This window comes from Pseudomonas sp. KCJK9016, assembly GCF_046231795.1.
GTDB classification, from domain to species: domain Bacteria; phylum Pseudomonadota; class Gammaproteobacteria; order Pseudomonadales; family Pseudomonadaceae; genus Aquipseudomonas; species Aquipseudomonas bananamidigenes.
This window is the reverse complement of record NZ_JBJJMM010000035.1, coordinates 1-22,524: the sequence shown is the minus strand read 5'-3', so window position 1 is coordinate 22,524 and position 22,524 is coordinate 1. Positions and strand designations below refer to the sequence as shown.

Annotated in this window: 25 protein-coding genes and 1 riboswitch; of the genes, 11 read left to right on the top strand and 14 right to left on the bottom strand. The window is 57.2% G+C overall.

Annotated features, from left to right (window positions below):
* Nucleotides 1–49: 49 nt before the first annotated feature.
* The 6 genes from ACK6BI_RS25150 to ACK6BI_RS25125 form a co-directional block, all read right to left on the bottom strand.
* Nucleotides 50–973 (bottom strand): GNAT family N-acetyltransferase, encoded by a 924-nt coding sequence (locus ACK6BI_RS25150; RefSeq protein WP_409319203.1) that lies wholly within the window; start codon nucleotides 971–973, stop codon nucleotides 50–52.
* 56 nt (nucleotides 974–1,029) lie between these two features.
* The gene (locus ACK6BI_RS25145; RefSeq protein WP_409319202.1) at nucleotides 1,030–1,752 is read right to left on the bottom strand and encodes a phytanoyl-CoA dioxygenase family protein; all 723 of its coding nucleotides are present in this window, start codon (nucleotides 1,750–1,752) and stop codon (nucleotides 1,030–1,032) included.
* Nucleotides 1,709–2,032, bottom strand: a complete 324-nt coding sequence (locus tag ACK6BI_RS25140) for a gamma-glutamylcyclotransferase (protein ID WP_409319201.1) — start codon at nucleotides 2,030–2,032, stop codon at nucleotides 1,709–1,711. Before ACK6BI_RS25140 ends, ACK6BI_RS25145 begins: the two co-directional genes overlap by 44 nt.
* Before the next feature lie 66 nt (nucleotides 2,033–2,098).
* Nucleotides 2,099–3,136, bottom strand: a complete 1,038-nt coding sequence (locus ACK6BI_RS25135) for an alpha/beta hydrolase family protein (protein ID WP_409319200.1) — start codon at nucleotides 3,134–3,136, stop codon at nucleotides 2,099–2,101.
* Between the two features lie 49 nt (nucleotides 3,137–3,185).
* Nucleotides 3,186–3,512, bottom strand: coding sequence for a low molecular weight protein tyrosine phosphatase family protein (locus tag ACK6BI_RS25130; RefSeq protein ID WP_409319199.1), 327 nt, complete (start codon nucleotides 3,510–3,512; stop codon nucleotides 3,186–3,188).
* Complete coding sequence (locus ACK6BI_RS25125; protein ID WP_409319198.1) at nucleotides 3,509–3,703, bottom strand: hypothetical protein; 195 nt, start codon at nucleotides 3,701–3,703, stop codon at nucleotides 3,509–3,511. Before ACK6BI_RS25125 ends, ACK6BI_RS25130 begins: the two co-directional genes overlap by 4 nt.
* A gap of 282 nt (nucleotides 3,704–3,985) precedes the next feature.
* On the opposite strand from ACK6BI_RS25125, the gene ACK6BI_RS25120 reads away from it, so the two are divergent.
* Nucleotides 3,986–4,711 carry a DUF695 domain-containing protein gene (locus tag ACK6BI_RS25120; protein WP_409319197.1) on the top strand — a complete coding sequence of 242 codons (726 nt, stop codon included), beginning with the start codon at nucleotides 3,986–3,988 and terminating at the stop codon, nucleotides 4,709–4,711.
* A gap of 48 nt (nucleotides 4,712–4,759) precedes the next feature.
* On the opposite strand, the gene ACK6BI_RS25115 is transcribed toward ACK6BI_RS25120, so the two are convergent.
* The 5 genes from ACK6BI_RS25115 to ACK6BI_RS25095 all read right to left on the bottom strand — a co-directional run bounded on the left by ACK6BI_RS25115 (nucleotide 4,760) and on the right by ACK6BI_RS25095 (nucleotide 10,222).
* Nucleotides 4,760–5,674 (bottom strand): ABC transporter substrate-binding protein, encoded by a 915-nt coding sequence (locus ACK6BI_RS25115; RefSeq protein WP_409319196.1) that lies wholly within the window; start codon nucleotides 5,672–5,674, stop codon nucleotides 4,760–4,762.
* Nucleotides 5,671–6,030 carry a (2Fe-2S) ferredoxin domain-containing protein gene (locus tag ACK6BI_RS25110; RefSeq protein WP_409319195.1) on the bottom strand — a complete coding sequence of 120 codons (360 nt, stop codon included), beginning with the start codon at nucleotides 6,028–6,030 and terminating at the stop codon, nucleotides 5,671–5,673. Before ACK6BI_RS25110 ends, ACK6BI_RS25115 begins: the two co-directional genes overlap by 4 nt.
* The gene (locus ACK6BI_RS25105) at nucleotides 6,030–7,967 is read right to left on the bottom strand and encodes a TonB-dependent receptor plug domain-containing protein (RefSeq protein WP_409319194.1); all 1,938 of its coding nucleotides are present in this window, start codon (nucleotides 7,965–7,967) and stop codon (nucleotides 6,030–6,032) included. Before ACK6BI_RS25105 ends, ACK6BI_RS25110 begins: the two co-directional genes overlap by 1 nt.
* 90 nt (nucleotides 7,968–8,057) lie before the next feature.
* A riboswitch (cobalamin riboswitch) is annotated at nucleotides 8,058–8,264 on the bottom strand.
* A gap of 66 nt (nucleotides 8,265–8,330) precedes the next feature.
* The gene (locus ACK6BI_RS25100) at nucleotides 8,331–9,239 is read right to left on the bottom strand and encodes an alpha/beta fold hydrolase (protein ID WP_409319193.1); all 909 of its coding nucleotides are present in this window, start codon (nucleotides 9,237–9,239) and stop codon (nucleotides 8,331–8,333) included.
* Between the two features lie 77 nt (nucleotides 9,240–9,316).
* Nucleotides 9,317–10,222: a LysR family transcriptional regulator gene (locus ACK6BI_RS25095; protein ID WP_409319192.1), complete on the bottom strand. Its 906-nt coding sequence runs from the start codon at nucleotides 10,220–10,222 to the stop codon at nucleotides 9,317–9,319.
* A gap of 161 nt (nucleotides 10,223–10,383) precedes the next feature.
* Between ACK6BI_RS25095 and ACK6BI_RS25090 the strand changes: the two genes are divergently transcribed.
* Nucleotides 10,384–10,821 (top strand): DoxX family protein, encoded by a 438-nt coding sequence (locus ACK6BI_RS25090; RefSeq protein WP_409319191.1) that lies wholly within the window; start codon nucleotides 10,384–10,386, stop codon nucleotides 10,819–10,821.
* Between the two features lie 356 nt (nucleotides 10,822–11,177).
* Here ACK6BI_RS25090 and ACK6BI_RS25085 read toward each other — a convergent pair whose 3' ends face one another.
* Nucleotides 11,178–11,810: a TetR family transcriptional regulator gene (locus ACK6BI_RS25085; RefSeq protein ID WP_409319190.1), complete on the bottom strand. Its 633-nt coding sequence runs from the start codon at nucleotides 11,808–11,810 to the stop codon at nucleotides 11,178–11,180.
* Nucleotides 11,811–11,922: 112 nt separating this feature from the next.
* On the opposite strand from ACK6BI_RS25085, the gene ACK6BI_RS25080 reads away from it, so the two are divergent.
* A complete protein-coding gene (locus ACK6BI_RS25080) occupies nucleotides 11,923–12,579 on the top strand; it encodes an O-methyltransferase (RefSeq protein ID WP_409319189.1) in 657 nt (218 codons plus the stop codon).
* A gap of 136 nt (nucleotides 12,580–12,715) precedes the next feature.
* Complete coding sequence (locus ACK6BI_RS25075; RefSeq protein WP_409319188.1) at nucleotides 12,716–13,219, top strand: hypothetical protein; 504 nt, start codon at nucleotides 12,716–12,718, stop codon at nucleotides 13,217–13,219.
* Between the two features lie 18 nt (nucleotides 13,220–13,237).
* On the opposite strand, the gene ACK6BI_RS25070 is transcribed toward ACK6BI_RS25075, so the two are convergent.
* Complete coding sequence (locus ACK6BI_RS25070) at nucleotides 13,238–13,618, bottom strand: c-type cytochrome (protein WP_409319187.1); 381 nt, start codon at nucleotides 13,616–13,618, stop codon at nucleotides 13,238–13,240.
* A 378-nt stretch (nucleotides 13,619–13,996) separates the two neighbouring features.
* Here ACK6BI_RS25070 and ACK6BI_RS25065 point away from each other — a divergent pair, with 378 nt between their 5' ends.
* The 5 genes from ACK6BI_RS25065 to ACK6BI_RS25045 all read left to right on the top strand — a co-directional run bounded on the left by ACK6BI_RS25065 (nucleotide 13,997) and on the right by ACK6BI_RS25045 (nucleotide 19,026).
* Complete coding sequence (locus tag ACK6BI_RS25065; protein ID WP_409319186.1) at nucleotides 13,997–14,518, top strand: AidA/PixA family protein; 522 nt, start codon at nucleotides 13,997–13,999, stop codon at nucleotides 14,516–14,518.
* Between the two features lie 332 nt (nucleotides 14,519–14,850).
* A complete protein-coding gene (locus tag ACK6BI_RS25060) occupies nucleotides 14,851–16,161 on the top strand; it encodes an ArnT family glycosyltransferase (RefSeq protein WP_409319233.1) in 1,311 nt (436 codons plus the stop codon).
* Nucleotides 16,162–16,310: 149 nt separating this feature from the next.
* Entirely contained in the window at nucleotides 16,311–17,849 is a 1,539-nt protein-coding gene (locus ACK6BI_RS25055; RefSeq protein ID WP_409319185.1) for a cryptochrome/photolyase family protein, read from the top strand.
* Nucleotides 17,846–18,019: a DUF2256 domain-containing protein gene (locus ACK6BI_RS25050; protein WP_082302423.1), complete on the top strand. Its 174-nt coding sequence runs from the start codon at nucleotides 17,846–17,848 to the stop codon at nucleotides 18,017–18,019. The genes ACK6BI_RS25055 and ACK6BI_RS25050 overlap by 4 nt, the downstream gene beginning before the upstream one ends.
* A gap of 26 nt (nucleotides 18,020–18,045) precedes the next feature.
* The gene (locus tag ACK6BI_RS25045) at nucleotides 18,046–19,026 is read left to right on the top strand and encodes a GyrI-like domain-containing protein (protein ID WP_409319184.1); all 981 of its coding nucleotides are present in this window, start codon (nucleotides 18,046–18,048) and stop codon (nucleotides 19,024–19,026) included.
* A gap of 82 nt (nucleotides 19,027–19,108) precedes the next feature.
* Here ACK6BI_RS25045 and ACK6BI_RS25040 read toward each other — a convergent pair whose 3' ends face one another.
* Nucleotides 19,109–19,468 carry a DUF6124 family protein gene (locus tag ACK6BI_RS25040; RefSeq protein WP_260523309.1) on the bottom strand — a complete coding sequence of 120 codons (360 nt, stop codon included), beginning with the start codon at nucleotides 19,466–19,468 and terminating at the stop codon, nucleotides 19,109–19,111.
* 516 nt (nucleotides 19,469–19,984) lie between these two features.
* Between ACK6BI_RS25040 and ACK6BI_RS25035 the strand changes: the two genes are divergently transcribed.
* Nucleotides 19,985–20,689, top strand: a complete 705-nt coding sequence (locus ACK6BI_RS25035; protein ID WP_409319183.1) for a hypothetical protein — start codon at nucleotides 19,985–19,987, stop codon at nucleotides 20,687–20,689.
* Nucleotides 20,690–20,835: 146 nt separating this feature from the next.
* Complete coding sequence (locus ACK6BI_RS25030) at nucleotides 20,836–21,747, top strand: hypothetical protein (protein WP_409319182.1); 912 nt, start codon at nucleotides 20,836–20,838, stop codon at nucleotides 21,745–21,747.
* The last annotated feature ends 777 nt before the right edge of the window (nucleotides 21,748–22,524 follow it).

Below are 22,524 nucleotides of genomic sequence, written 5' to 3'. Positions count from 1 at the left end.
TCATGTCGTCAGTTGCGCAATACTTGAGCGTTCGACGTCGGAATCAGGTTCACAACTCAATCGCCCATGTCTGACTCACCAGATCCTTCCCGAAGCTGTGAATCGGCTCTTCCTCCACCAACTCAAAACCCGCCCTCTGATACAACTTGCGTGCATCGACCAGATTGCCGGTCGTCCACAGAATCATCTTTTTGTAGCCGACGTCCCGGGCGAAGCGCAGGCATTCCTCGACCAGCCGATTGCCGATCCCCAGCCCCCGAGCACTGGCGTCCACGTACAGCATGCGCAGTTTTGCCGTAGTTTCGTCGTGCCGGATGACGAATACCGAGCCCACCACCGTGCCATCCTTTTCCGCGATCCAGCAGCGTTCGCAGGCAGGGTCGAACTCGCGCAGGTAGTTGGCCACGACCTCGGCCACCAGCGCTTCGAACTCCGAGTTCCAGCCATATTCGCGGGTATAGATCACGGTCTGTTGTTGCACCACCAGCCCCATGTCACCCGGTTGCGGATCGCGCAGCAGCCAGGTGGAGGATTTGCCGCCCTCGAGCAAGGTCTGGATCCGTTTCATGGCGGCGATCAGTTCCAGTTGCTGCGGCTCGGCGAGGCGTTCGAGCAGCGTGATGACTTCCTGCCGCGAAGCCTGTTCCAGCGGGGCGAGGATGGCGCGGCCCAGATCGGTGATGTGCAACAGGCTGGCGCGGGCGTCGGTGGCGCAAGGGACTTTCTGGATCAGGCCTTTTTTGTCGAAGCCGCTGATGATCCGGCTCATGTAACCCGCGTCCAGGCCCAGCATCTGCCGCAGGTCGGCGCTGGTCAGATCGCCGCCTGAGGCCAGTTCGTAGAGGATGCGCAGCTCGGTCAGCGAGTAGTCGCTATGCAACAGGTGTTCCTGCAGAACGCCGATCTGATGGGTGTAGAAACGATTGAACTGGCGGACGGTGTCGGCGCGTTCGATGAGCGTGGGCATGGACATGGCGGATACTCAAATGGTTGCCTAAGGCAACTATATAGTTGCCTTAGGCAATCAAGTCAAATGAATTGTCCGGGATTCGCCAAGGCAAACTCCGCAGGGTCGAACCGTTCGCTGGTGTCCATCCGAATGCTCCTGAGGCGCACCGTTTCCAGGTGTGATGCGTAGAGCGCTTGCGAAAAATAAGTGATCAGCAGTGTGCGGCGGCGAGCACCGGTGGGGTTCAGGCTGCCGGCGTGGATCAGATCAGCATCGAAAATCAGGATGTCGCCCGCGTTGCCGGTCAATTGCAAGGATCGGGACTCGTCGGTGGCATCGAACGGAGGCTCGCCCGATGCCGGGCGATGACTACCGGGGACGAGGCGGGTGGCGCCGTTCTCCGGGCCGTAGTCATCGAGGTAGACCAGTGCGATGGCCGTGTCACCTGGACGCTGCACCGACAGGTCGCGGTGCAGTTGCTGGTGGCCGCCATTGGCGAGAGGTTCGCGGCCCTCGACCTGAGAGAGAAAGAAGCGCTCATCGATCAACTGACCCACCACCGCCAGCAATGGCGGCAGCCGGCATACGGCCTGTACGGTCAAATCGGTGTCCAGCAGCGAATGGCGCCAGTCGCTGCCACGGGGTACGGGCCATTCGCTTGAGGGTTTTACGCCGGTGTCGAATGTGTACCGAAGCCCGGTCAGCCATGCAGCCGGGGTTGCCTGGCGCAGCAGGGCATAGCCGTTTTCGTGAAGTTGTCTAGCGCAGGGCGTAGACCCAGGCATCCATTGCCGTTCCGTCATCCAGAGTCACCTTGGTCAGAACCCGCTGATATTCGGCGCCTTCAAATTCATCGAGCGCCGTCCAGTGCAGGTGAAAGTTTTCTGACGAGAAAATATAGCCTTCGATGACATCACCCTCTTCAGCAATCACCAGCCCGGGAAAACCCATCGCTGCACCCCAGCCGGCCTGCGACAAACGCCCCTTCAACGAAGCGGCCTGCCACGTACCACCGATGTTGAGCATCACATGCTCGTTCGGACGGCCAGGCCCCAGGGTTCCATAAACGAAGAGTCGTTCCACGATTGCTCCTGATGATCAAAAAAGGAGGGATCCTGACCTATCACGAATGCACAGGCAACACCGTCATCAGTGGGGAAGTGACCGGGTCAGAAACCCGTCGATCAACGCCACCACCTGTTGCTGGATCACCTCACGCGAACGACCGCCGCCATCCCCGCAAATCATGCCGTCGCCTGGAGAGTCTTCTTCAAGCAACGCCACTGCACCGGGCTTGCACGCTGCCATGAAGCTGAAATGGCTGGAGTCGCTGATCTCGACATATTGCGATGTGGCCGAAGGCAGGCGCTTGGCGAGATTGGCCGATTCCAGTTTGGCGGGCAGTTCTTCCGACGGCACGCCAGCGCCAATCACCAGTGTCGGGACCGCCAACGCGGCGAGGCTTGCATCGGTCATGCCGCGTGACAGGCCCAGGTCCAGTGACACGATGGCGCTGACGCGTTTGTCGCTCAGGTCCGCGCTGATCCGGTTCTTCGATTCCGGCGTGTCGGCGACGTTGATCGTCTTGTAGACCGAGCAACTGGCGAGTTTTTGATGGGCTGCGCAGTCCTTCGCGAAGCGTTCGGGATCGAAACGTGAGCCAGCGATTTCGAGGGCGGTCCAGCCGCCCAGTGAATGGCCGGCGACTGCAATTCGACGCGTCGAAACAGCCCCCAGCTGCTCGGGCCGAGCGGTGACCGCATCAATGACGCGGCTGATGTCGGCAGGTCGTTGCCACAACTGGGCAGCCGCTTGCGGACTGCGGTCATGGGTCGTGGTGCCGGGATGGTTGACCGCCGCCACGATGTAACCCTGACGGGCCAAGGCTGTGGCCAGCCATGCCTGGTTGCTCCAGTTCCCTCGGTAACCATGGGAGAGCACCAATAACGGATGCTCACCGGCAGTCGGTGGCGCATCGCGCACGGCGGAAGTCCCGACGAACACGATATCGTCGGCAATCAGTTGTGGGGTGGCGGTGGTTCTGGCGGGATACCAGACGACCATTTCCAGAGGACGCTCGTTGTTTGCGTCCGGCAGTGTAGAGGTCCGGAAACCGATGGGGGTTTCGTCAGCGTGTACGCTGGCCGAAAGGCAGATCGATAGCAGAATTGCGAAGGTCTTTTTCATTGTTTTGTCTTCCTTGAACAGAAAAAGCCAATGTGGGAAGCACAGAGGGTCAAGTGGCGAGGTAGGGGTTCACCAATTCCTCAAGAAGATCTACCAGCTCGGGATCCATGTACTGATAGTCATCCGGAATGTCCAACGAGTAAATCCGCTTGTGTTCCATCAGCCGTGCGTACTCGGCCCGCAGGCGATTCAGGTGCTTTTTTTCCATCACAAAAATGAAATCGGCCCAGCGAATATCCGCCGGGCCGATGGTTTTGCGTGCATTGGGGCTGGTGCCCGCTGAACGGGCATTGAAACCGGGGCGACGACGCCAGACTTCTTCCGCTGTCGGGCTGCGCCATTGGTTACGACTGCAAATGAACAGTAGATTCGTCACTCTTGATCCAGCAGTTGGCGGGTGGAGCGAATGGGATAGCTCATGCCGAGTTGGCGAGCCCTGACCAGCTTGGTGGACCGGATGTACATCAACTTCCAGTTCTTTTCCGGCTTGAAAGTTTGCGGGCGAACCGCTTTATCACTGCCGTGTTTACGGGCCAGGGAACGTCTCCAGGCGCGGGTTCTGTTCATGTTCTTTCCTCGTGAATACCGGGTTCAGCAGCCGCGGTAATACGAGTTGGGCGTATGGTAAACGCGAGTGGGGGGAGGTGGCCAGCGTGTTTTATGGCTTGGTGCAGACAGCAGCAAAGAGAGGGGCGTTTCTGTACGGCAGGAGTTAAATGGGAGCCACATTTTTCACCGCAAAGTGATTATGACGTTGAAACTGCGTTTGTTTTTCTTCTTCAGAAAACGCTCGCGGTGACGACAACTATCCCGGTCCTGAAAAAGGTAAATCGCTCCAGGTTCAAGGAAATGAAGTACATGGTCACTGAAAAAAACGGGTGCACACGGATGAAGTCTCCTTCGCGCGTGCGGCGATTTGCAAAACCGTTTGTGTTACTCGCTTTGGCCAGTGTGCTGGTCGCTGGCTGTTCCAGCCATAAACCGACTCCATTCCCGGTCGCGCGCGATCAATGCCTGGATGCGGGCCCGGTCGGGAGTGCCGGGTATGGCAACTGCGTAAAAGATCAGGAAATCAGAAAAGCAGATGCGCTTGCAGAGCTTCTTGATGACGATCTCCCTGAAAGGCAAATGGTACTCGCCGAAGGCGAGGACAAGTACCAGGAGACTGATTTTCCGGAAACTCCCTTCCCCGGAAGTTTCAAAGTTGTGGATTCTGTATCGGCAACTGAAAAACGGACGTTGCCGTTCAAGGCCCGTATCACCTGGAAATACTCCTCTAAAACGCTCACACCGGAGTATCGCGTTGCCAGACGCATGAAAGACATGGAGAAACTGATCGTGCCTGCCCTGGAAGACAAAGGCCTGGCCAAGTGGATCTGCACGGTGACAGGAGGGCAGCAGCGCGAATGGATCTTCTATACCCAAAGCGAAGAGGCGTTTATTGCTAAAACCCGGGCGATTCTCTTGCAGACCGGGCCATACCCGATTGAGTTGAGCGCAAAGCGGGAACCGGAATCGAGTACGCAAAGCCTGACGGAAAATATCAACATGACGCCCAAAAAATGCGTTGAATGACAATGCAGCGGCAGCTCCACCGGCAACCTGCTTGATCGGGGCAGTGCGTCAAGGACTTAATGTCCTGAGTCGCTCTGCCAACTCCAGCGCCACTCGGCCACTGCCCACCGTCGGCAACAGCTGCGTAAACGGAATATCGATCATCCGGTTCTCACGCACGGCCCGCAGGGTCGAGAGCACCGGATCCTGCATCAACAGCTGACGCTTGCGACGGGCTGGCGACCATTGCGCGTCGGCCAGCAGGATCACATCGGGGTCGCTGGCAAGCAGGGTTTCGCGGCTGACGGTCACCCGGTACTGGTTGATGTCGGCGAACAGGTTTCGCGCACCGGCAGCGGCCAGCAGGGGGGTAACGAAACCCCGTCGACCTTCACTGTCCAGACCGTTGACCTCACTGTCGAGATAGAACACGGACAGCGGTTTTCCCGAACGGGTTGAAGCCTTGGCCCGTGCCAGATCTGTATCCATCGCATCGCTCAGTTCCCGAGCGCGTTGTTGTCTGTGCAGCAATGCACCGAGGGTCGCGAGGTCATTGCGGATGTGTTCGAAGTAGTCCAGTGAGTGCCCATTGCAGGCCGATTCGAGCAAATACGAAGCCACGCCGTTGCGCCCCAATCCGCTGCGCGATGTCACGCCGTTGCCAAAGGCCGAGGCGAACCCGCCGACCACCAGATCCGGTTTCTGCGCGTACAGAACTTCGCTGGAAGGGTACAGGCGTGAAATCACAGGCGCGCCGAAGTACTCGGTCTGAGGTGCACCGGTATCATCCAAATAGGCCACGCCCACCAGCGCCGGGCCTGCACTCAACGCCAGCACCAGATCGGCCGCATGCTGATTGAGGGCAACGATCCGCGACGGGGGGGAGGCCGGCAGGTGCCAGGTCTCGCCACAGTTGCGGTAGTCATCTGCCAGAACCGGAGACGCGCAAAGCAGGGCGCCGGCCAGCAAGAACAGCCTTCTCACGAGCGCTCCTTGATCAGCAGATCCCCGACCACTTCACCGCCCACCAGATGCGCTTCGACCAATCGCTGCGCATCCTCGTGACTGCGCACGCCGTACCAACACGTCTCCGGGTACACCGTCAGCACCGGGCCGAGGTTGCACGGGAACTGACAATGCGTGCGGGTCAGCAAGACCCCGCCGGGTGTCTCGATCCTGTCATGGGCCAGCAAGTGCCGACGCAGGGTTTTCCATAGCTGCAACGCGCCGCGCTGGGTGCAGCGCGGACCGGTGCAGAGGAACACGTGGCGTGCATGGTCGGGAACATGCGACCAGTCCGGATGCGTGTCGATACCGTCGACGGTTTTGATCTCGGCCATCAGAAGCGGTACGTGTAGCGGACTTCGGAGGTGAAGGGCCGTCCGAGGTTGTCGACGTTGCTCGAACGGCTGGTGATGTAATCGCGGTCGAACAGGTTTTCCACCAGCAAGCTCAGGCGATGCTGACGGGCGCCGTCGAGGTAGCGATAAGCATCGGCGTCCACCACCGAATAATGGCCGTACTCGACCTGTTTCGAGCTGATCACATCGCGGATGTAGCGGATTGCGCCACCGGCGCCCCACATCCGGTCAACCGACTCGTAACCGATGCGCGAGCGGGCGAAGAAGCTTGGCACATCGTTGATCGTCACTCCTGCTCGGGACTCGGTAAGGTTGCGGGTCATGTCCGCCTGCAGGCTCCATTGCTCGTTGAGTGCCAGTTTCGCGTCCGCCTCGAAACCACGCATCCGGACCCGCCCCTGGCCGTTGACCCACTGAATGTCATCGAGGGTAATCAGATCGTCGATCTTGCGCTTGAACAGGGTGACACTGGCGCTGAACTCACGGTCGATCAGCAGGCCTTTGTAGTCGAGGCCAAGTTCGGCGTTGTGGCTTTTCTCCGGCTTCAGGTTGCGGTTGCCCAGTTCATCGCCCGGCTCGTTGACGAACAATTGCTCGGCGTTCGGCAGTTTGTAGGCGGTGCCGTATTGGCCGCGCAGGGCCCAGTTTTCGTTGAGGTCATACAGCGAAGTGAGCATGCCGACGGTGGCACTGTCGCCGCCGCTCATGGCTTCGTGGCGGATGCCGATGCTCGGATGCCAGTCGGGCAGGGCATCGATCTTCGGGCGTAATTGGGTATAGAAGGCGTGGGCTTCGGCCTTGTCATTGTCGATGATCAGCACATCGTCCTGGCCCTTGAACCACTGGTTGTCCGTACCGAACACCAGCACATGGCCGCCGGGCAATTCGGCCTTGCCTTCGGCCTGTACACCCCAGTCTGTGAAGCCCCAGTAGTCGTTGTGGTTGATGGTTTTTACACCGCCATCGGACGTGTTGTTGATGCGCGTGTAGCGGGTGTCCCAGTCGTTGATGTGGCCTTTGACGAAGTAGCTCAGGCGTTCGTTGACGTTCTGCTCGAAAGTCGCCGTGGCGATCTGCTGGATGCGATCGTTGGTGGTTTTGTGGTTGTCGACCGGGCGGGCGAAATCGAGGTTGGCGTCGGCGTATTGGTAGAACAGTTCCAGGCGAGCGTCATCGCCAAAGGACTGAATCGCCTTGCCGCCGAACGTCGTGACTTCGTAGGCGCGGTTCTTTTCGCTGCTGTTTCTGATGTCGCGATTGCGGAAGGGCTGATAGCCGTCAGAGACGTTATGGCTGACGTAGGCCAGCAGGCCAAGGTCGCCGAAACCGTTGGTGAAGATGTTTTCGACCCGCGCATCCTCGCTGGTGCCGCCAAAGGTATCCACGCCCATGTTCACTTCGCCGGAGGCTTTGCGGCTCTGCGGGCTGCGGGTGACGATGTTTATAACGCCCGACACCGCCTGGGTGCCGAACAGCAGACTTTGCCCGCCCTTGAGCACTTCGATGCGTTCGATGGCGTTGGCCGGCAGGGTGTCCAGGTACAGGCCGCCGTACAGGCGATTGTTCAGGCGCACGCCGTCGAGCAGGATCAGCGTGTCGTCGTTGCGCCCGCCCAGCAGCGAATAGGTGCCGTAGTCGAACGGGCCGTTTTTCGGCGCGACGTACAGGCCGGGAATGAACATCTGCATCACGCGGCTGACATCGGCACCGGGGCCGGCGCGTTCGATCTGTTCGCGGGTGACGATCTCGACCTTGCTGCCGAATTGCGCCATGTCGGCGACGGTGGTGGATTCCACGGACGGCGCGGAAATGATTTGCTCAGAGAGTTGCAGCGGCGTGTCATCGGCCAGCAGCAGCGGGCTGAACAGGCAGCCGAGCAACAGGGATGGAGCCTTGGTGTTGAAAGGATTGATCATTGTCTTCTCGAAAGGATCTTCGCAGAAGAGCATGCAGGAGAAGGCATCGCGCACGCGCCGACACCGGCCCATGCCCGCCCACCGCAGGAGTTTGCCAAAAGCATTTCAGGCCGGTCTCCGGGCTCGCGCGTCTGGAGGCTTTCACCTTCCCATGGCCGTGTGGCCACAGTGGTCTGTCGAAAGCATCACGCGCCTACCGTTGCGGGGGCAGCACCGGACTTGTTCGAAAGGAACGTACCGGTTTCCCGTTTCACCCCATGCACGGCGGCATGGGACACCTGAAACAGGGCGGCATCTGAACATCCGGATGACCGCTCGTCAACTTTTCGGCTTTCCTGAGCGTTTGTCAGAAGGGGGCCGGCGTCACGGCGAGATAAACCCGCGAATCGCCCGGATCGTCTCCACCGGCGCTTCCTCCATCAGCCAATGCCCTGCGCCGGCGATCACCCGTTCGGTCACATTGTCGGCGGCATTGCGCATCACGATGGCTTCGTTGTTGCCGAAGGATTTTTCACCGCCGACGGCCAGTACAGGCATCGTCAGTTTCGTTTTCATCGACACCTCATTGTCCGCAGCGTCCTGACGAATTGCGCGGAACTGGGCGAACGCCGCGTGCATGGCGCCGGGGCGGGCATAGAGTGTGGCGTAGTGCTGCCGGGTGGCTTCGTCGAGCTTTTTCGGGTTGCCGGCAAATTCGTTCCAGAAACGATCGAGGTAAATGCGCTCGCGCCCGGCGACCAGCCGCTCCATGTCCGGGCCACCGAAGTCGAAATGCCAGAGCATCGGCGAACGGACGATCTCGTTCCACGGCGGGATGCCCGGAACGGGTGCGTCCATTACCACCAGACGATCGGTCTGTTGCGGGTATCGCGAGGCATAGGCGAAGGCGACCATGGTCCCGATGTCGTGACCGATGACGACCGAATGCTCAATGCCCAGCGCAGCCAGCACCGCACGAATGTCGCCGGCCTGGGTTTTCTTGTCGTAGCCGTCGGCCGGGATCGACGACAGCCCCATGCCACGCAAATCCGGCACCACCACAGTGTGGTCCCTGGCCAGATCGGCAGCCAGCGGCGCCCACATGTCCCCGGTATCGCCGAAGCCATGCAGCAGCACCACCGCCGGGCCTTTGCCGCCGACGCGTGTGTGAATCTTCACCCCGTCCACAGCGATGTCCTGAGTCCGGAAGGATGCGGGGAAGGGCGTGACACCGGCATGGGCCGGAATACTCAGGGCTATCAGCAGGGCAGCGGACAACAGGGCGCGGATCATGGGGGTCACTCCAGCGTGTCGGGTGGATGGAGCGTAGACCGCTTTGCGATGTTCTGTCGGGCTGCAGGCGCAATTCCTCAGCCGGATGTGTTCTGCTGCACAAACCGCTCGATCAGCCAGCGCGCCGCCGGGCCCGGCGGCACATCGGTGCGGTAGATCGCGTCGAAGGTGTATTGCCCGCTGCGGTATTCCGGCAGGTCCAGTTTCACCAGTCGGCCGCTGTCCAGGTCTTCCTGGATCATCGGCCTCGGCATGTTGCCCCAGCCGATGCCTTCGCGCAGCAGCATGTGTTTGGCGCCCAGGTCTGCCAGACGCCAGGTGCGGCTGCTGAGGACGGCGAAATCCTTGTCCCTGGTCAGCTCTGAGCGATCCGACAGCACCAGTTGCGTGTGCTCGCGACCGGCACCGGGAATATTGGCTTCGGCGCATGCCAAAGGATGATTCGGCGCCGCCACGGGGATCAGCTCCACGCTGCCGATGCCGATTCTTTCGAGGCCGTTGATGCCATCGTTCATCGGCCCGCTGACGCCGACCACCGCGCCGCGGTTGATCACCAGCTCGGTCACGGCGCCGAGTGCTTCCATGTGCAGGTGCAGGGCGACGGTGGGGAATGCCTCGCGAAAGGATTTCAGCGCGTCCACCACGCGCTCGGCGGGTAACATCACGTCGAGCACCACATGCACTTCGGCCTCCAGCCCTTGCAGCAGGCCTTTGACCTTGGCACGCAAACCGTGCACGCCGTTGGCGATGGTCCGGGCTTCGGCCAGCACGGTGCGGCCGGCGTCGGTGAGCTGCGGCTTGCGGGTGGTTTCCCGGTCGAAGAGGGTGACGCCCAGCTGCATTTCGAGATTGGCAATCGAGTAGCTGATGACCGACGTCGCCCGGTGAAGCTTGCGCGCAGCCCCCGCAAAACTGCCGACTTCGACGACGGTCAGGAATACGCGAAGCTGATCGAGAGTCGGAGTGCCCGGGTCGGAGATCATGCCGGTGTCCTTGAATGGTCGTGACTGGGTGAGCAGCTTACCTATTTTTTCGAACGTAACGATCTAAATTAGTCGGCTATTCAGATGAGCTGCCGAGGCGCAACATTTCTTCATCCGGACGGTTCAAGTCGAACCGGACCCCAATTGAAGGAAAGACTCCCATGGCTACTTCTGTACACATCGCTCAAGCAGCTCCTGTAAATAACGCTTCCGACACCAGGCAAGCCTCGGTTGCCTTGATCGGCCGCGTCCTGCTCAGTGTGATTTTCATCCTCTCCGGTTTCTCCAAACTGGCCGCTCCGGCCATGATGATCGGCTACATCAGCTCAGTCGGATTGCCTCTGCCACAAGTGGCGCTGGCACTGGCCGTCATCGTCGAAATCGGTGGTGGCCTGGCACTGATCGCCGGCTACCGCACCCGTACCGTCGCCGCTGTGCTGGCCGCGTTCAGCGTGTTCACCGCACTGGCCTTCCACAATTCGCTGGGTGATCAGAACCAGTTCATCCACTTCTTCAAGAACATCGCCATGGCCGGCGGCCTGCTGCAAGTCGTGGCCTTCGGTGCCGGTCGCTTCAGCCTCGACGCTCGCCGCCGCTGAAAAACGAACGCCGCAAGGGACGGGAGTCCCTTGCGGCGTTTTGTTGTTTGTTGGCTGCGCTCGGCACCAATCCAATAAGCATCGTGACGGCTCAGCAGCACCCTTTGAGACCGAGTCCGCAAACTCGCTACTTTTGAAACAAAAACGCCCAAGGGTTTGGCACATCCTGGATGGCTAGGACGGCTTACTGCCTTGGGCGGGTTTAGTAGAACACTGCAATGAACACTGGTGAGAAAGTTATAGCCTGCGGACCGACCCGGCAAGTTAGCGTTTTCCCAAGCATTCGTAGGCTTTTGCGCAAGCTCTTGTAGCCTGAAGACTGCCGTGGTGGAACGGCCGACGGCGTATCGACAGCCTTACCTGGCGTCGAGAGACGCCACATAGGCGCAAAACATGTCCGCCATCGCCTCGGCGCGTGCCGTGATGGCTTCGTCGGTGCGCGGGGTGAGTGAGAAGTCCTTTCCTACCGAACTGAGCGTGGCCAGGATCAGATCACAGGCCTGAACGCGGCTGGGCTCGCTGGCCTGGGGCAACAACTCAACCATGAATGTTTCAAAGGTGCGCTTGCCCGCCGCCCGTACTTCGTGGGCCTCTGGCGCATCGCGATACAGCGGTGCCGCATCACTCAACGCGCCACGCATCTGCGCCTCTTCGCACTCCGAACGAATGAATGCATGCACCAACGTGCGCAGGCGTTCCAGCGGCGGCTCTTCATGATTTTCTAGAATCCGCTGCAGCATCCCGGTGGTCTGCAACCACTCATCACTCTGCAACCGAAACAGAATCGCTGCCTTGTTCGGGAAATACTGATACAGCGACCCGACACTCACCCCGGCCTTCTCCGCGACCCGCGCCGTGGTGAAACGGGCCGCGCCTTCCTTGGCCAAAACCTGAACAGCCGCTTGAAGAATCGCCGCCACCAGCTCGGTGGAGCGAGCCTGTTGCGGCTGTTTGCGTGAGGAAATACGGGCGGTCTGGCGGTCGGTCATGGTCGGCTCAGGCGTGAAGAGGGAATGCGAATAGCGAATCGGGCCATTCGCTCGCATCATTTAAACGCGACGAATCATTCGCATTTTAGCCCTCAACCGACGGAAAACCACCATGACTACTTTGACCGCAGAGCCTCTGGCCACCCTGATCGAACGCCTTTACACCCAGGCCAGCGCCGCCACCAGCCCGGTTTTGAATTCCGTATCCAACGAAGAACGCGAGCGCCTGATGCACAGCAAAACCGAGTACCGCGAGCTGTACGGCATGCTCAAAGACCTGTGGCTGCCCGTCTCCCGCGACACCGGAAAACTGCTGTACATGCTCGCCCGCAGCATCAAGGCCAAAGCCATCGTCGAGTTCGGCACCTCGTTCGGCCTGTCTACCCTGCACCTGGCGGCGGCCCTTCGGGACAACGGCGGAGGTGTGTTGATCGGCAGTGAATTCGAACCGTCGAAAGTCGAACTGGCGCGGCATCACTTTATTGAGGGTGGCGTCAGTGATTTGATTGAAATTCGCGAAGGGGACGCGTTGGTGACCTTGGCGAGCGACCTGCCGGACACGGTCGATCTGTTGCTGCTCGATGGCGCCAAGGCGTTGTATGGCGACGTGTTGAAGCTGGTTGAAAAGCACCTGCGACCTGGCGCGCTGGTGATCGCCGACAACACCGACTACTGCCCGGAATACCTGGCTCACGTGCGCTCGCCCAAGAACGGCTACCTGAGCGTGCCGTTTGCCGACGACATCGAAGTGTCGATGCGCCTGGGCTGACAACGTTCGCGGCGAAGGTGCGCCCGGATCCAGACGCGCACCTTCGAGGTCTTTTTCGGTTCGGTCTTCCGTGCGTTCGACAGGATTGGTCTATCGTTTGAATAGTCCTCACAAGGTCGCGATCAAGGAGCTGATCATGAATCGTCAGGAAGACCTCAACATCATCTGGCAGCGCATATTCTGGCTGTTCATCGCCTTGCTGGCGCTGGCGATTGCCGTCACTTACAGCCTGCCTGACTACAAGGTGCCGTTTATCGTCTGTATCGCCGGGAATATCGGGGGCTATGTAGGGTTTCACAGGCGATTGTCAGCACTCACCGACCCGGAAATCGAAAACCTCTCCCGCTCGTGGTTCGCGTTGATACTGCCTTCGTTCATCGGCGGGATTCTGGCAGGGCTCCTGTATTTGTTGTTCCTTTCCGGCGTTATCCGAGGCGATCTGTTTCCGGTGATCACTCCGGATAAAGATCCTCAGTGTCTGAAGCAAATCTTCAACGATATTTTTTGCCAACACGCGGAAGGGTATGCGGCCTACGCCAAGTTGCTGTTCTGGTCATTCGTGGCGGGCTTCAATCAGGACTACGTGGTTGACCTGATTGAAAACATAAAGGGCAGCGATAAAAACGCCGACGAACGCTAAAGGGGAGTGCTGCCCGACTTAGTGCTGCTTTCTTGAAATGACATCGTTCATGTACTGATTCAAATCGCGAAAATCGCTGACGCTCCAGGCGTGCGGCGGGATTTTCACGCCATTCTCGCGCAAGGTTCTTGGAATCAGGTCGCCGTTCGGGCGAAGGATGATCGAGGACACGATCACGCCCGGGTAGTCACTCAATCGTTTCTTGAAGGCGGGTGTTGTCAGGTCGGGAGTAGGGGGATTGCTTTTTTTGGCCAACGGGCCTGTTCCCTTGATATCGGGTCCGTGGCATACGGCGCATCTTTGAACGTAGAGGTTCTTGCCGTTGGTGTTATCGGCGCAGACGTGTGTTGTCTGAGTTGATAGAGCGACAGTCATCAAGACAATGAGAGATGTTTTCATTGTGGAATCAGCTTTCGTCCGTTTTGAATGCTGGAAAACTCGCCGCCATACTATCCATATTGCTTGTTGCTGTCGTCATTGGGCATGGCGGGGTTTCAGGTACATGCCATTCGGTGAATACCGGCAACGTCTATACGTTTTCGGCAGCTCAACGTGTCAGAAAATGCCTCGTAGTCGATGAGGGGATCGACTTGGACAGTCCTGGATCAACGCTTTGGCAGCGGTGTATTTCGCTGCATTTTTTTCGCGTCAACTGATCGCACGTTGACACCATCCAGCCATCTCCTATCGTTCTCCGCAGACCGCATCCAGGGACCGGATGAGCCGGACAGCCTTTGCGGGCGCGGTCGTCATGCCATTCCAACAAGGAGCAGGAACATGTCCAGTTCGACCAATACCTATGACGTACTCGTCAATATCGATGCCGATTACCTGATCGCCCATCCCAACGATGTCGGCGGTGCGATTTCCATGCTGGTGACGCGCGATGCCGTCGATTCGCATGCCAGCGGCAACACCGGCGAAGGTGGCAACGAGTTGTGGATCGATGTCAAAACCGGCGACAACATCCGCTGGCGCGCCACCACGCTGTCGCGCAACTTCGACCGCATTGCACAGATCAAGAACGTCCAGCCCGGCGACCCTCACCAGGGCGGTGATTACAAAGGCACCATCTCGATGCCGGTCTCTTTCAACGTGCCCGGTGTGGTCATCTATCTGAACAAGGGTGCGCCCGGTGGTATTTCCAAAACCGATGTGACGTACTCCCTATGGCAGGCCACTGCTCTGAATCCAGGCAAACTCTGGTACACCATCACGTTTGCGCTGTACGACCGTGACCTGAACCAGATCGGCACAGACCACACCTGGGACCCGTACATCACCGTCAATAACCAGTAACTGAACGGCAAAAAGCCCGGCCCGATATTCTTCGTCAGTGAAGAGGGTCTGGCCGGGCTTTTTATTGACTTTCATCCATCTCGTTCAGGGAATGTTGGGGCGCGAAATGCTTGAATAGTACCCTTCGTGGGCTAGTCTCAAATTCAACTTTCCGGTAATGGGGCGATCAGTCCCGGAGCGACCGGAGTGAAAGGATTTCAGCCAAAAAGAACAACTTCATTAAAGGGTTACCGATGGATCGATTTGATGCCCCGCTTGTTGTAACGCGCACTTGGCGGGAAGGCACGTTGAAAGGACTGATTGCCAGAAATCCGTGCCTGAGCATTTTCTTCATGACACTGGCCGTGTTCATGGTGTTGCAGTACAAACCCGCTGTCCTCAACTACACCACGCGCTTTGTCGACTTCGCCGAATACATGTTGCTGCACGGCGTCACACTGTTCCCGATTGCCGACGATCTCAAACCCTATCCCGACTACACCGTCCTCAACACCTTGCTGGTGTATCTGGTGTCCTTGCCGTTTGGCCAGGTGTCCATTCTGTCCATGGGGTTTCCGTCCTGCGTGGCGGCGTCCCTGATGCTGGTGTTCATTTATCGGCTGGGGGCGCTGCACAGCAAGCGGTGGGGCGCCTACGGCGTGCTGTTCAGCCTGCTGACCTGGGCTTTTCTCGACGGCGTGAACTCGCTGGCGCTGGATATCTACCCGGCGCTGTTTACGGTGATGTGCTTCTACGTGGCGTATTCCGCCGAAATGAAAAAAGACCCGCGTCGCCTGGCGTTTCTGTACGTCGGGCTGGCGCTGGGCTTTGCATTTCGCGGGCCGATCGGTTTGATCGGGCCGGCCTGTGTCATCGGGGCTTATTACTTCTTCAGCCGCCAATGGCGCCTGTTGCTGGTGTTTTCATTCCTGTCGGGCGTGATTCTGGCCGCCGGAGTGGTGCTGCTGGCCTGGGCGGCCTACCTGCAAGGCGGGCAAGCCTTCCTCGACGATGTGCTGAACATGCAGGGCATCGGACGCTTCGGCTCCGACCACGCGCCGCGCTATTACTTCTACTTCTCCGCCGGCCTGTTCACCTACGGCTTCACGGTGTTTTACGCCATCAACGTAATTCTGAAGAAATACAAACTGTTCTTCAGTTCGACCCGCGACAAAGACATCGACCTGCTGCTCTACCTCACCGGGTGGCTGTTGGTGTTGCTGGTGCTGTTCACCATTCCCAGCTCCAAGAAAGCGCGCTACATCCTGGCAATCACCCCGGCCATTTCCCTGCTGGCTGCGTACTTGTTCGTCAGCCAGGAAACCGCCTTCGTGCGCGCCAAAAACGGCTTGCTGAAGTTCTGCCTGAAGCTACCGCTGCTGGGGTTGGGGATGCTGGCGTCGGTGTGCGTCTACAACCTCTTTGCCGAAGTCCCGCTACAGCCCAACTATTTGGGTGCAGGCCTGGGGTTGATTGCGCTGTTGAGCTTCTACCACGCCAAGCGCGAGTATTTCGCCGAGCATCCGTATCGCGAGTTCATGACGCTGTCGTTCGGGGTCGGGGCGTTTTTGATTCTGGATATGTTCTTCTTCAACCCGATCACCTATCACCTGGAACTGATGATCGAGCCTACGCCGAAGTTTTTGCCGTATTGGTTTTGGTGAACGGCTGAAGAGGCAGCCAATCTCTTGCAATAAAATTGTACATTTGCGTGTTCTTGTACAAGAATTCAGGCTCTCGCTTGTTGAAAGCCGTTCAGTGGATCAACGCTATGCAGTCAGCCTGAACGCCCCCATCAACCGGAACCTGATTGATGAACACGACTCGCCGATTGTGCCTCGTCCTGGGCGACCAGTTATCGTTCGACCTCGCCTCCCTGCAGGCGCTGGATCAACACAGCGATACGGTGCTGCTGGTCGAGGTGATGGAGGAGGCCAGCCATGTTCCTCATCATCCGCAAAAGATCGCACTCATATTCAGCGCCATGCGCCACTTCGCCGAAGCCTTGCGGCAGAGGGGCTTCAAGGTGCAGTACGTAACGCTCAATGACCCGGAAAATACCGGGTCCGTGCCGAGCGAATTGCACCGCTGGCAATCACGTCTGCAGCCGGATGAACTGCACATGACAGAGTGCGGTGACTGGCGGCTGGAGCATTCGCTCAGGGACTGTGGCCTGGCGATCAACTGGCATTGCGACAGTCGCTTTCTTTGCTCACGTGCCGAGTTCGCTCATTGGGCGCAGGGCAAAAAACAGCTGCGCATGGAGTTCTTTTATCGAGAGATGCGCCGCAAGAGCACGTTGTTACTCAACGGCGACGGCAGCCCGGTCGGAGGCGCCTGGAACTTTGATGAACAAAACCGCAAAGCCCTGCCCAAAGGCGTCAGGCCACCTTCGCCAGCCCGTTTTACGCCAGATGCAATTACCCGTGAGGTGCTTGCGTTAGTTGCCGACAACTTTTCCGGCCACTACGGCGCCCTCGACACGTTCGACTATCCGGTCACCCACGCCGAAGCGCAGGCCCTGTGGGCGTACTTTCTCGATTGGGGGCTGGCAGCCTTCGGCGACTATCAAGACGCCATGGCCAGCGATGAGCCGTTTCTGTTTCATGCGCGTATCAGCGCGGCACTGAATATCGGCTTGCTGGATCTTCGTAAGCTTTGCAGCGATGTGGAATCTGCCTATTGGTCCGGCAGCATTGCACTCAACGCCGCCGAAGGCTTTATTCGGCAACTGATCGGCTGGCGGGAGTATGTCCGGGGCGTCTACTGGTTGAAGATGCCGGACTATGCCCATGGCAATGCCTTTGGCAATACGCGGTCGCTTCCAGAGTTCTACTGGACGGGGCAAACCCAGATGAACTGCATGCGCCAGGCCATCAACCAGAGCCTGGAACATGCCTACGCTCACCACATCCAACGATTGATGGTGACCGGCAATTTCGCACTGCTCGCCGGCATCGCGCCGAAGGACATCTGTGAGTGGTATCTGGCGATCTACATGGACGCCTTCGACTGGGTGGAACTGCCCAATACCCTGGGCATGGTCATGCACGCCGATGGCGGTTATCTCGGTTCCAAACCCTATTGTGCGAGCGGCCAGTACATCAAACGCATGTCCGACTATTGCCGTGGCTGCGTGTACAAGGTCAGTGAAAGCACCACAGACGACGCTTGCCCCTTCAATTCGCTTTACTGGCATTTTCTGATGCGTCACGGCGACCGCCTGCGCGGCAATCAACGCATGAGCATCATTTATAAAAATTTCGACCGCATGCCTGTGCCCAGACAACAGGCGCTTTGGCAGCGCGGCGAGTGGTTGCTCAACCAATTGGACGAGGGTGAGCCGTTGTGAAAAAAAGTGAGCTGCCCGTCAAAACCTGCGCGACCTGCGGCCTTCCATTCACATGGAGAAAGAAATGGGCTCGTTGCTGGGAGGACGTGCGCTATTGCTCCGAGCGTTGCCGACGTAGTAAATCCAGTGTGGATGGCGGTGCGGGATTGCCGCAGAAACTCAATGGCTAAACAGCCACATGGACGGTGCCTCGGGAATGACCAACCAACCCTCTGCGCAAGCCTCCCGCGCCGAGTATGCGCGGCGGATCAATCGCGTACTGAACTACATCGACGCGCACATTGATGAACCTTTGGACGGCGCGCATCTGGCCGATATCGCCAATTTCTCGCGTTTTCACTTTCATCGCATTTTCGCCGCATGGATGGGAGAAACGCTGGGCAGTTATGCGCAGCGTCGACGGCTTGAGAAGGCAGCATTGCGGCTGTCCTGTGGCAGCCGGGAAACCGTGCTTGAAATCGCGTTGGCCACAGGCTTTCAGTCGGGCGAGGCGTTTGCGCGGGCCTTCAAACTCAAGTTCGGCTGCACGCCCTCGGCCTGGCGCGCCACGACGCCTCAGCGGCTGAAGGCTCAGGCGGCCGTGATCAGGCAGCCAGCGGGCAGCCACGAGAGCAATCCTGATCAGGTCTTCGGCAATCGCCATCAGGCGGCCGAGTGGCCGTTCGCCGAAGCTGACGGCTCTAATCGGCTATCGGAAGGCATTGCCATGGAAGTACGCATTATTGAATTGCCCAAAGCACGCGTCGCGTATCAACGTTTGATCGGGCCTTACGGGCCGGCCATCGGCGAATTCTGGCGCAGCACCATCACGCCGTGGATGTATTCCCATGGCCTCGGTGACCGGACGTGTTACGGCATCGGTCATGACGACCCTTCGATCACGCCGCCCGACAAATGCCGCTATGACGCCTGCGTCGACGTGCCGGCGGATTTCGTCGCCAGCGGCCAGGTGGATACGCAAGCGCTGCCGGGTGGGCGGTATGCCGTCGCCAGTTTCAAAGGGAAAGCCGAAGGCATGGCCAACGCGTGGACATGGCTGATCCGCGAATGGATGCCGTCCAGCGGCCTGCAATGCGACGACCGCCCATTCTTCGAGCGGTTTACGGCGTCCACCGTTTTCGATCCGCGCACCGGTGAAATGAGCTGTGACATCTGCATTCCGGTGCGGGCGCTGTAGGGCAGGGGGCGGGTCATTGGCCCTGAAGGAAAAGCACCTGGCGCGATGCCAGGTGCTCAAGGCTGTTTTTAGCGACAGCCGCTTACGCCACTTCGACGTGATCCAGCGCCTGATTCACCGCCAACCCGGCCACCATCACCACCTGCGCAATCCCCAACGCCGTCTTGCGGTGCGAGGGATCGAGCGTGGACGCAAAGTTGTTCAACATTTCGTTGGCCGAACCCAGGCTTTCGCTGGCATTGGCCAACAGGGCTTCGGTGTTGTACTTGGGATTGGCCCGGAACATCGGCTCGGGATCGATGCAGCACGACATCACCCGGGAGGACGGGGAGAGGTAATGGTCCAGCGCACGCTCGGCGGCGTCGTGGAATTTCTTTGAATCGGGAAATTCGTAAGGGGAGGTCGGGTCGGTTTCGGGTGGGTTGGGTGTTGGTTTGATCATGGTGTAACTCCTACGTCGTCAATGGGAGCCGTCACGTTTCGCTACCAAACGAAGGGTGGCGGCCATGCTCAGGTTGGTAGACCGGGACATAGGAAACCGGCGCGCCCGAAGACGCCCTGTGCATGACCACCATAACGCGGAGTCTTTCAGACACTGCACATCATGATGCTTATGCAACCTACGATACCCGGGGCTACCAAACCCCATCACTGTTTTTCAGTGACCGGGAAACGATAAAAGCCGCGACGTAGACGCACAAGCCGGCGGATTCTGGCGTAGTCGTAGGCAATGACGCAAGGCGTTGTAGCCCGGGTGAGCATTACGATGGATAGCGTTAAACATAGGTGTTTAAGCATCCCCATCACCTTATGCCGTTAGTGGACAGGCTAATGGCAAAGCGATAGCCTGCCGTTAGAGATGGCTCGAAAGATCGGGTCGCCTGTGTCAAGTCTGATTACGACTTATCATGCCCTCTGATTTTATTTGTGGAATGTTAAAACAATACATGGATGAAAAATGATCGACCTCGGATCGACAGATTTTTATATCGACGTACCAAGCCTGCCCCGGCATAAGTTTGAGGAATACTCGACAAAACTTTTCGACGAATGGGAGGCCTATGTCGAAAAATTTCTAAAAATTCCTGATTACTCGCTTTCGCTGGAAGTCGAAGAAGGTTCGATTAAGGGGGGAGCTAAAGTTGCGGCAACTCTCTACGCTCTTTATATAGGAGTGGGGCAGTACGGATCGTTCATGTCTGGCATTCAAACCATACAGGGTCAATTAAGCTCAGCGGGTGATTTTCTTGTTGGTCACGCAACTGAACCCTTCTCCGATAAAAATGTAAAGCCAAGAGTCAAAAAAAACAGCGGATCTTTAGGTGAATTGCATCGGCTGTTTTTAAAAGTTCAAAGCGGAAAGATTACGACCGAGCAGGCAATGCTGCAGGTAAAATTTATGTTTGGCGAGGAAAGTGAATCTGAGCCGGATTTTATGAGTGACGTGAAAAAGTCATTTGAAAATATCCCTTTGCTAGCACAGCAGTTGGATTTACCCCTTAGTGCTTTCGAGCAGGAGGCAATTTTTAAAACTGACCGCAAGATGAATTTGCCGCGGCCGTCGCGACCTAAACCAGAGCCACCATTAGGCCAGCAATTTCGTGTGGAAGTATGGCGGGACTCAAAAAAAGAAAAAAGAAAAGTGCGTGTACTACAGTTGTAGGCATTGAGACTTAGCAACTGGCAAGGATGTAAAAAGGGTGGGGAAGGTGGACAGACTTGCTATTGAAAAAATCAATTTTCCTTCTCTGTCCGTTGTTGATCGCTGCTTGGTATTTAACATGTTTAGTCTGTTTTCGTGGAGGCATTATGACTATTGCTGCCGTATGGGTCCGTACACTCAGTAATGGGGCAGAGGAGCTAGTCTTCTGCTCGGATAGTCGACTAAGTAATGGCAAGCGATTTGATCATTGCCAGAAGACATTCTGTTTTTCGCGAACAGATGCGGCCATATGTTTTGCCGGTAGAACTGATTGGGCATATCCGATGATTATCGCGGCGATTAAAGCTGCTAACCTCCATGTGCCATCTCAAACAAGAGCGCTTGGACTTACTAAGCTTAAGAGCCATTTAGTTGATATTCTTAATCAGATGCAGCGAGAGGTTCACAGTTATGCCAGAGGTGAAAATATCCCAGAAGTGACCTTTATTATTGGTGGTTATGACTGGTTTGATAAAGCTTTCCGAGTTTGGCGTATACAGTTCGAGTCCTCTATCAACGAATTCATAGCTCACGAGCGTAAGGATAGCAACCGCTTTGGTGGGTTAGGAAAGATAGAAATTGCTGGTGACCCAGAGTGGGTGTACGAAGTCAGAACACGCCTTAAAGCGTTGGCTCAAGAGCAGTATGGTCTAGACATGCGGCAGCCGGAAAATGCCCGATTTAATATGGAGCCATTTGGAGTTATTCGCGATCTACTTAGAGAATCCAACGCCGGTGACAGTATTGGTGGTGCTCCTCAAGCGGTGAAGGTATATCAGTATGCAAATTCGACTGATGTAGGTATTTTCTGGCCAACAGTGGCGAATGGGCGACTGTTTATTTCTGGTCGTCCACTTCTCGGGTATGAGCGCGCTACAATAAATTCCGTAATTGATCCGGACACCCTGAACTCGAGTTGGTGCAGCGGGAATACAGTTGTTGCAATAGCGCAAATTGAAAAAGCTAACATGACGGATCAGACTATGATTTCTGAGGAAAACATGGATGAACTAGAGTGAATTGGTAACACCCTTGCTCTGAGTGTTGGTAACTCCTAGTTTGTGCATAGAAGTTGACGGATTGTTTAGAGAAATAAATCCCTCAGCTTTGTCAGTTCGCTACGACCTAAATCAGAGCAGCCATTAGGCCAATAATTTTGCGTGGAGGTACTGTCCACTTATGGATGTTAGCTATTGAAATGAATGGGGACAGATTTATTTTCCAAAAAAAATAAATCTGTCCCCATTCACTTTGTAGTGCACTTTTCCGCATAGAGCAAATTAACTGCCAATCTGTAAGGCAGAATTCTTAAGCGTGGTGATATTCAACTGGCAGAATGTGAGACTTGGTCGCCACTGAGATGCGGACACTGAAGATGGCATTCTTTAACGACGCAATGAAAAAATACCGTGTGCGAGCGAAAAGAGGAGAGTCGGACGCCGCCCTTTTGCTGATGGTCAGTTGGAGCAGCAATCGGCCAGAAGCGAACTGAAAACTCATAAAATCCCCCGGCTAAGCCGGGGTACTTCTTGAGATTTGATCGTGTGATGCGGTCATCGGAAACCTTCTGTTACTACTAAAAGATCGGTTAAACGAAATGGAACCTTGCTTGCACGAAGTTGGACAGTAAGTGTCGCGTCGTCTTCATTCCGAAGAGGCGCAAGAGGTCTCTCTTCGGTGCGATCCAGAAACCCCTTGGTGAGATATTGCATGAGTTGGCGAGGCAGCGGGTGGGCCAAAAAGATAGGCGAAGAACTATAATAAGTCCTAAATATGGAGCTTATTTTTTATAGTTA

Coding starts and splice junctions, on each gene's coding strand:
- ACK6BI_RS25150 (WP_409319203.1), bottom strand. CDS start 973: ATGTCCATGCCCACGCTCATCGAACGCGCCGACACCGTCCGCCAGTTC.
- ACK6BI_RS25145 (WP_409319202.1), bottom strand. CDS start 1,752: ATGACGGAACGGCAATGGATGCCTGGGTCTACGCCCTGCGCTAGACAA.
- ACK6BI_RS25135 (WP_409319200.1), bottom strand. CDS start 3,136: ATGAAAAAGACCTTCGCAATTCTGCTATCGATCTGCCTTTCGGCCAGC.
- ACK6BI_RS25125 (WP_409319198.1), bottom strand. CDS start 3,703: ATGAACAGAACCCGCGCCTGGAGACGTTCCCTGGCCCGTAAACACGGC.
- ACK6BI_RS25120 (WP_409319197.1), top strand. CDS start 3,986: ATGAAGTACATGGTCACTGAAAAAAACGGGTGCACACGGATGAAGTCT.
- ACK6BI_RS25110 (WP_409319195.1), bottom strand. CDS start 6,030: ATGGCCGAGATCAAAACCGTCGACGGTATCGACACGCATCCGGACTGG.
- ACK6BI_RS25105 (WP_409319194.1), bottom strand. CDS start 7,967: ATGATCAATCCTTTCAACACCAAGGCTCCATCCCTGTTGCTCGGCTGC.
- ACK6BI_RS25100 (WP_409319193.1), bottom strand. CDS start 9,239: ATGATCCGCGCCCTGTTGTCCGCTGCCCTGCTGATAGCCCTGAGTATT.
- ACK6BI_RS25095 (WP_409319192.1), bottom strand. CDS start 10,222: ATGATCTCCGACCCGGGCACTCCGACTCTCGATCAGCTTCGCGTATTC.
- ACK6BI_RS25090 (WP_409319191.1), top strand. CDS start 10,384: ATGGCTACTTCTGTACACATCGCTCAAGCAGCTCCTGTAAATAACGCT.
- ACK6BI_RS25085 (WP_409319190.1), bottom strand. CDS start 11,810: ATGACCGACCGCCAGACCGCCCGTATTTCCTCACGCAAACAGCCGCAA.
- ACK6BI_RS25080 (WP_409319189.1), top strand. CDS start 11,923: ATGACTACTTTGACCGCAGAGCCTCTGGCCACCCTGATCGAACGCCTT.
- ACK6BI_RS25075 (WP_409319188.1), top strand. CDS start 12,716: ATGAATCGTCAGGAAGACCTCAACATCATCTGGCAGCGCATATTCTGG.
- ACK6BI_RS25070 (WP_409319187.1), bottom strand. CDS start 13,618: ATGAAAACATCTCTCATTGTCTTGATGACTGTCGCTCTATCAACTCAG.
- ACK6BI_RS25065 (WP_409319186.1), top strand. CDS start 13,997: ATGTCCAGTTCGACCAATACCTATGACGTACTCGTCAATATCGATGCC.
- ACK6BI_RS25060 (WP_409319233.1), top strand. CDS start 14,851: ATGACACTGGCCGTGTTCATGGTGTTGCAGTACAAACCCGCTGTCCTC.
- ACK6BI_RS25055 (WP_409319185.1), top strand. CDS start 16,311: ATGAACACGACTCGCCGATTGTGCCTCGTCCTGGGCGACCAGTTATCG.
- ACK6BI_RS25045 (WP_409319184.1), top strand. CDS start 18,046: ATGACCAACCAACCCTCTGCGCAAGCCTCCCGCGCCGAGTATGCGCGG.
- ACK6BI_RS25040 (WP_260523309.1), bottom strand. CDS start 19,468: ATGATCAAACCAACACCCAACCCACCCGAAACCGACCCGACCTCCCCT.
- ACK6BI_RS25035 (WP_409319183.1), top strand. CDS start 19,985: ATGATCGACCTCGGATCGACAGATTTTTATATCGACGTACCAAGCCTG.
- ACK6BI_RS25030 (WP_409319182.1), top strand. CDS start 20,836: ATGACTATTGCTGCCGTATGGGTCCGTACACTCAGTAATGGGGCAGAG.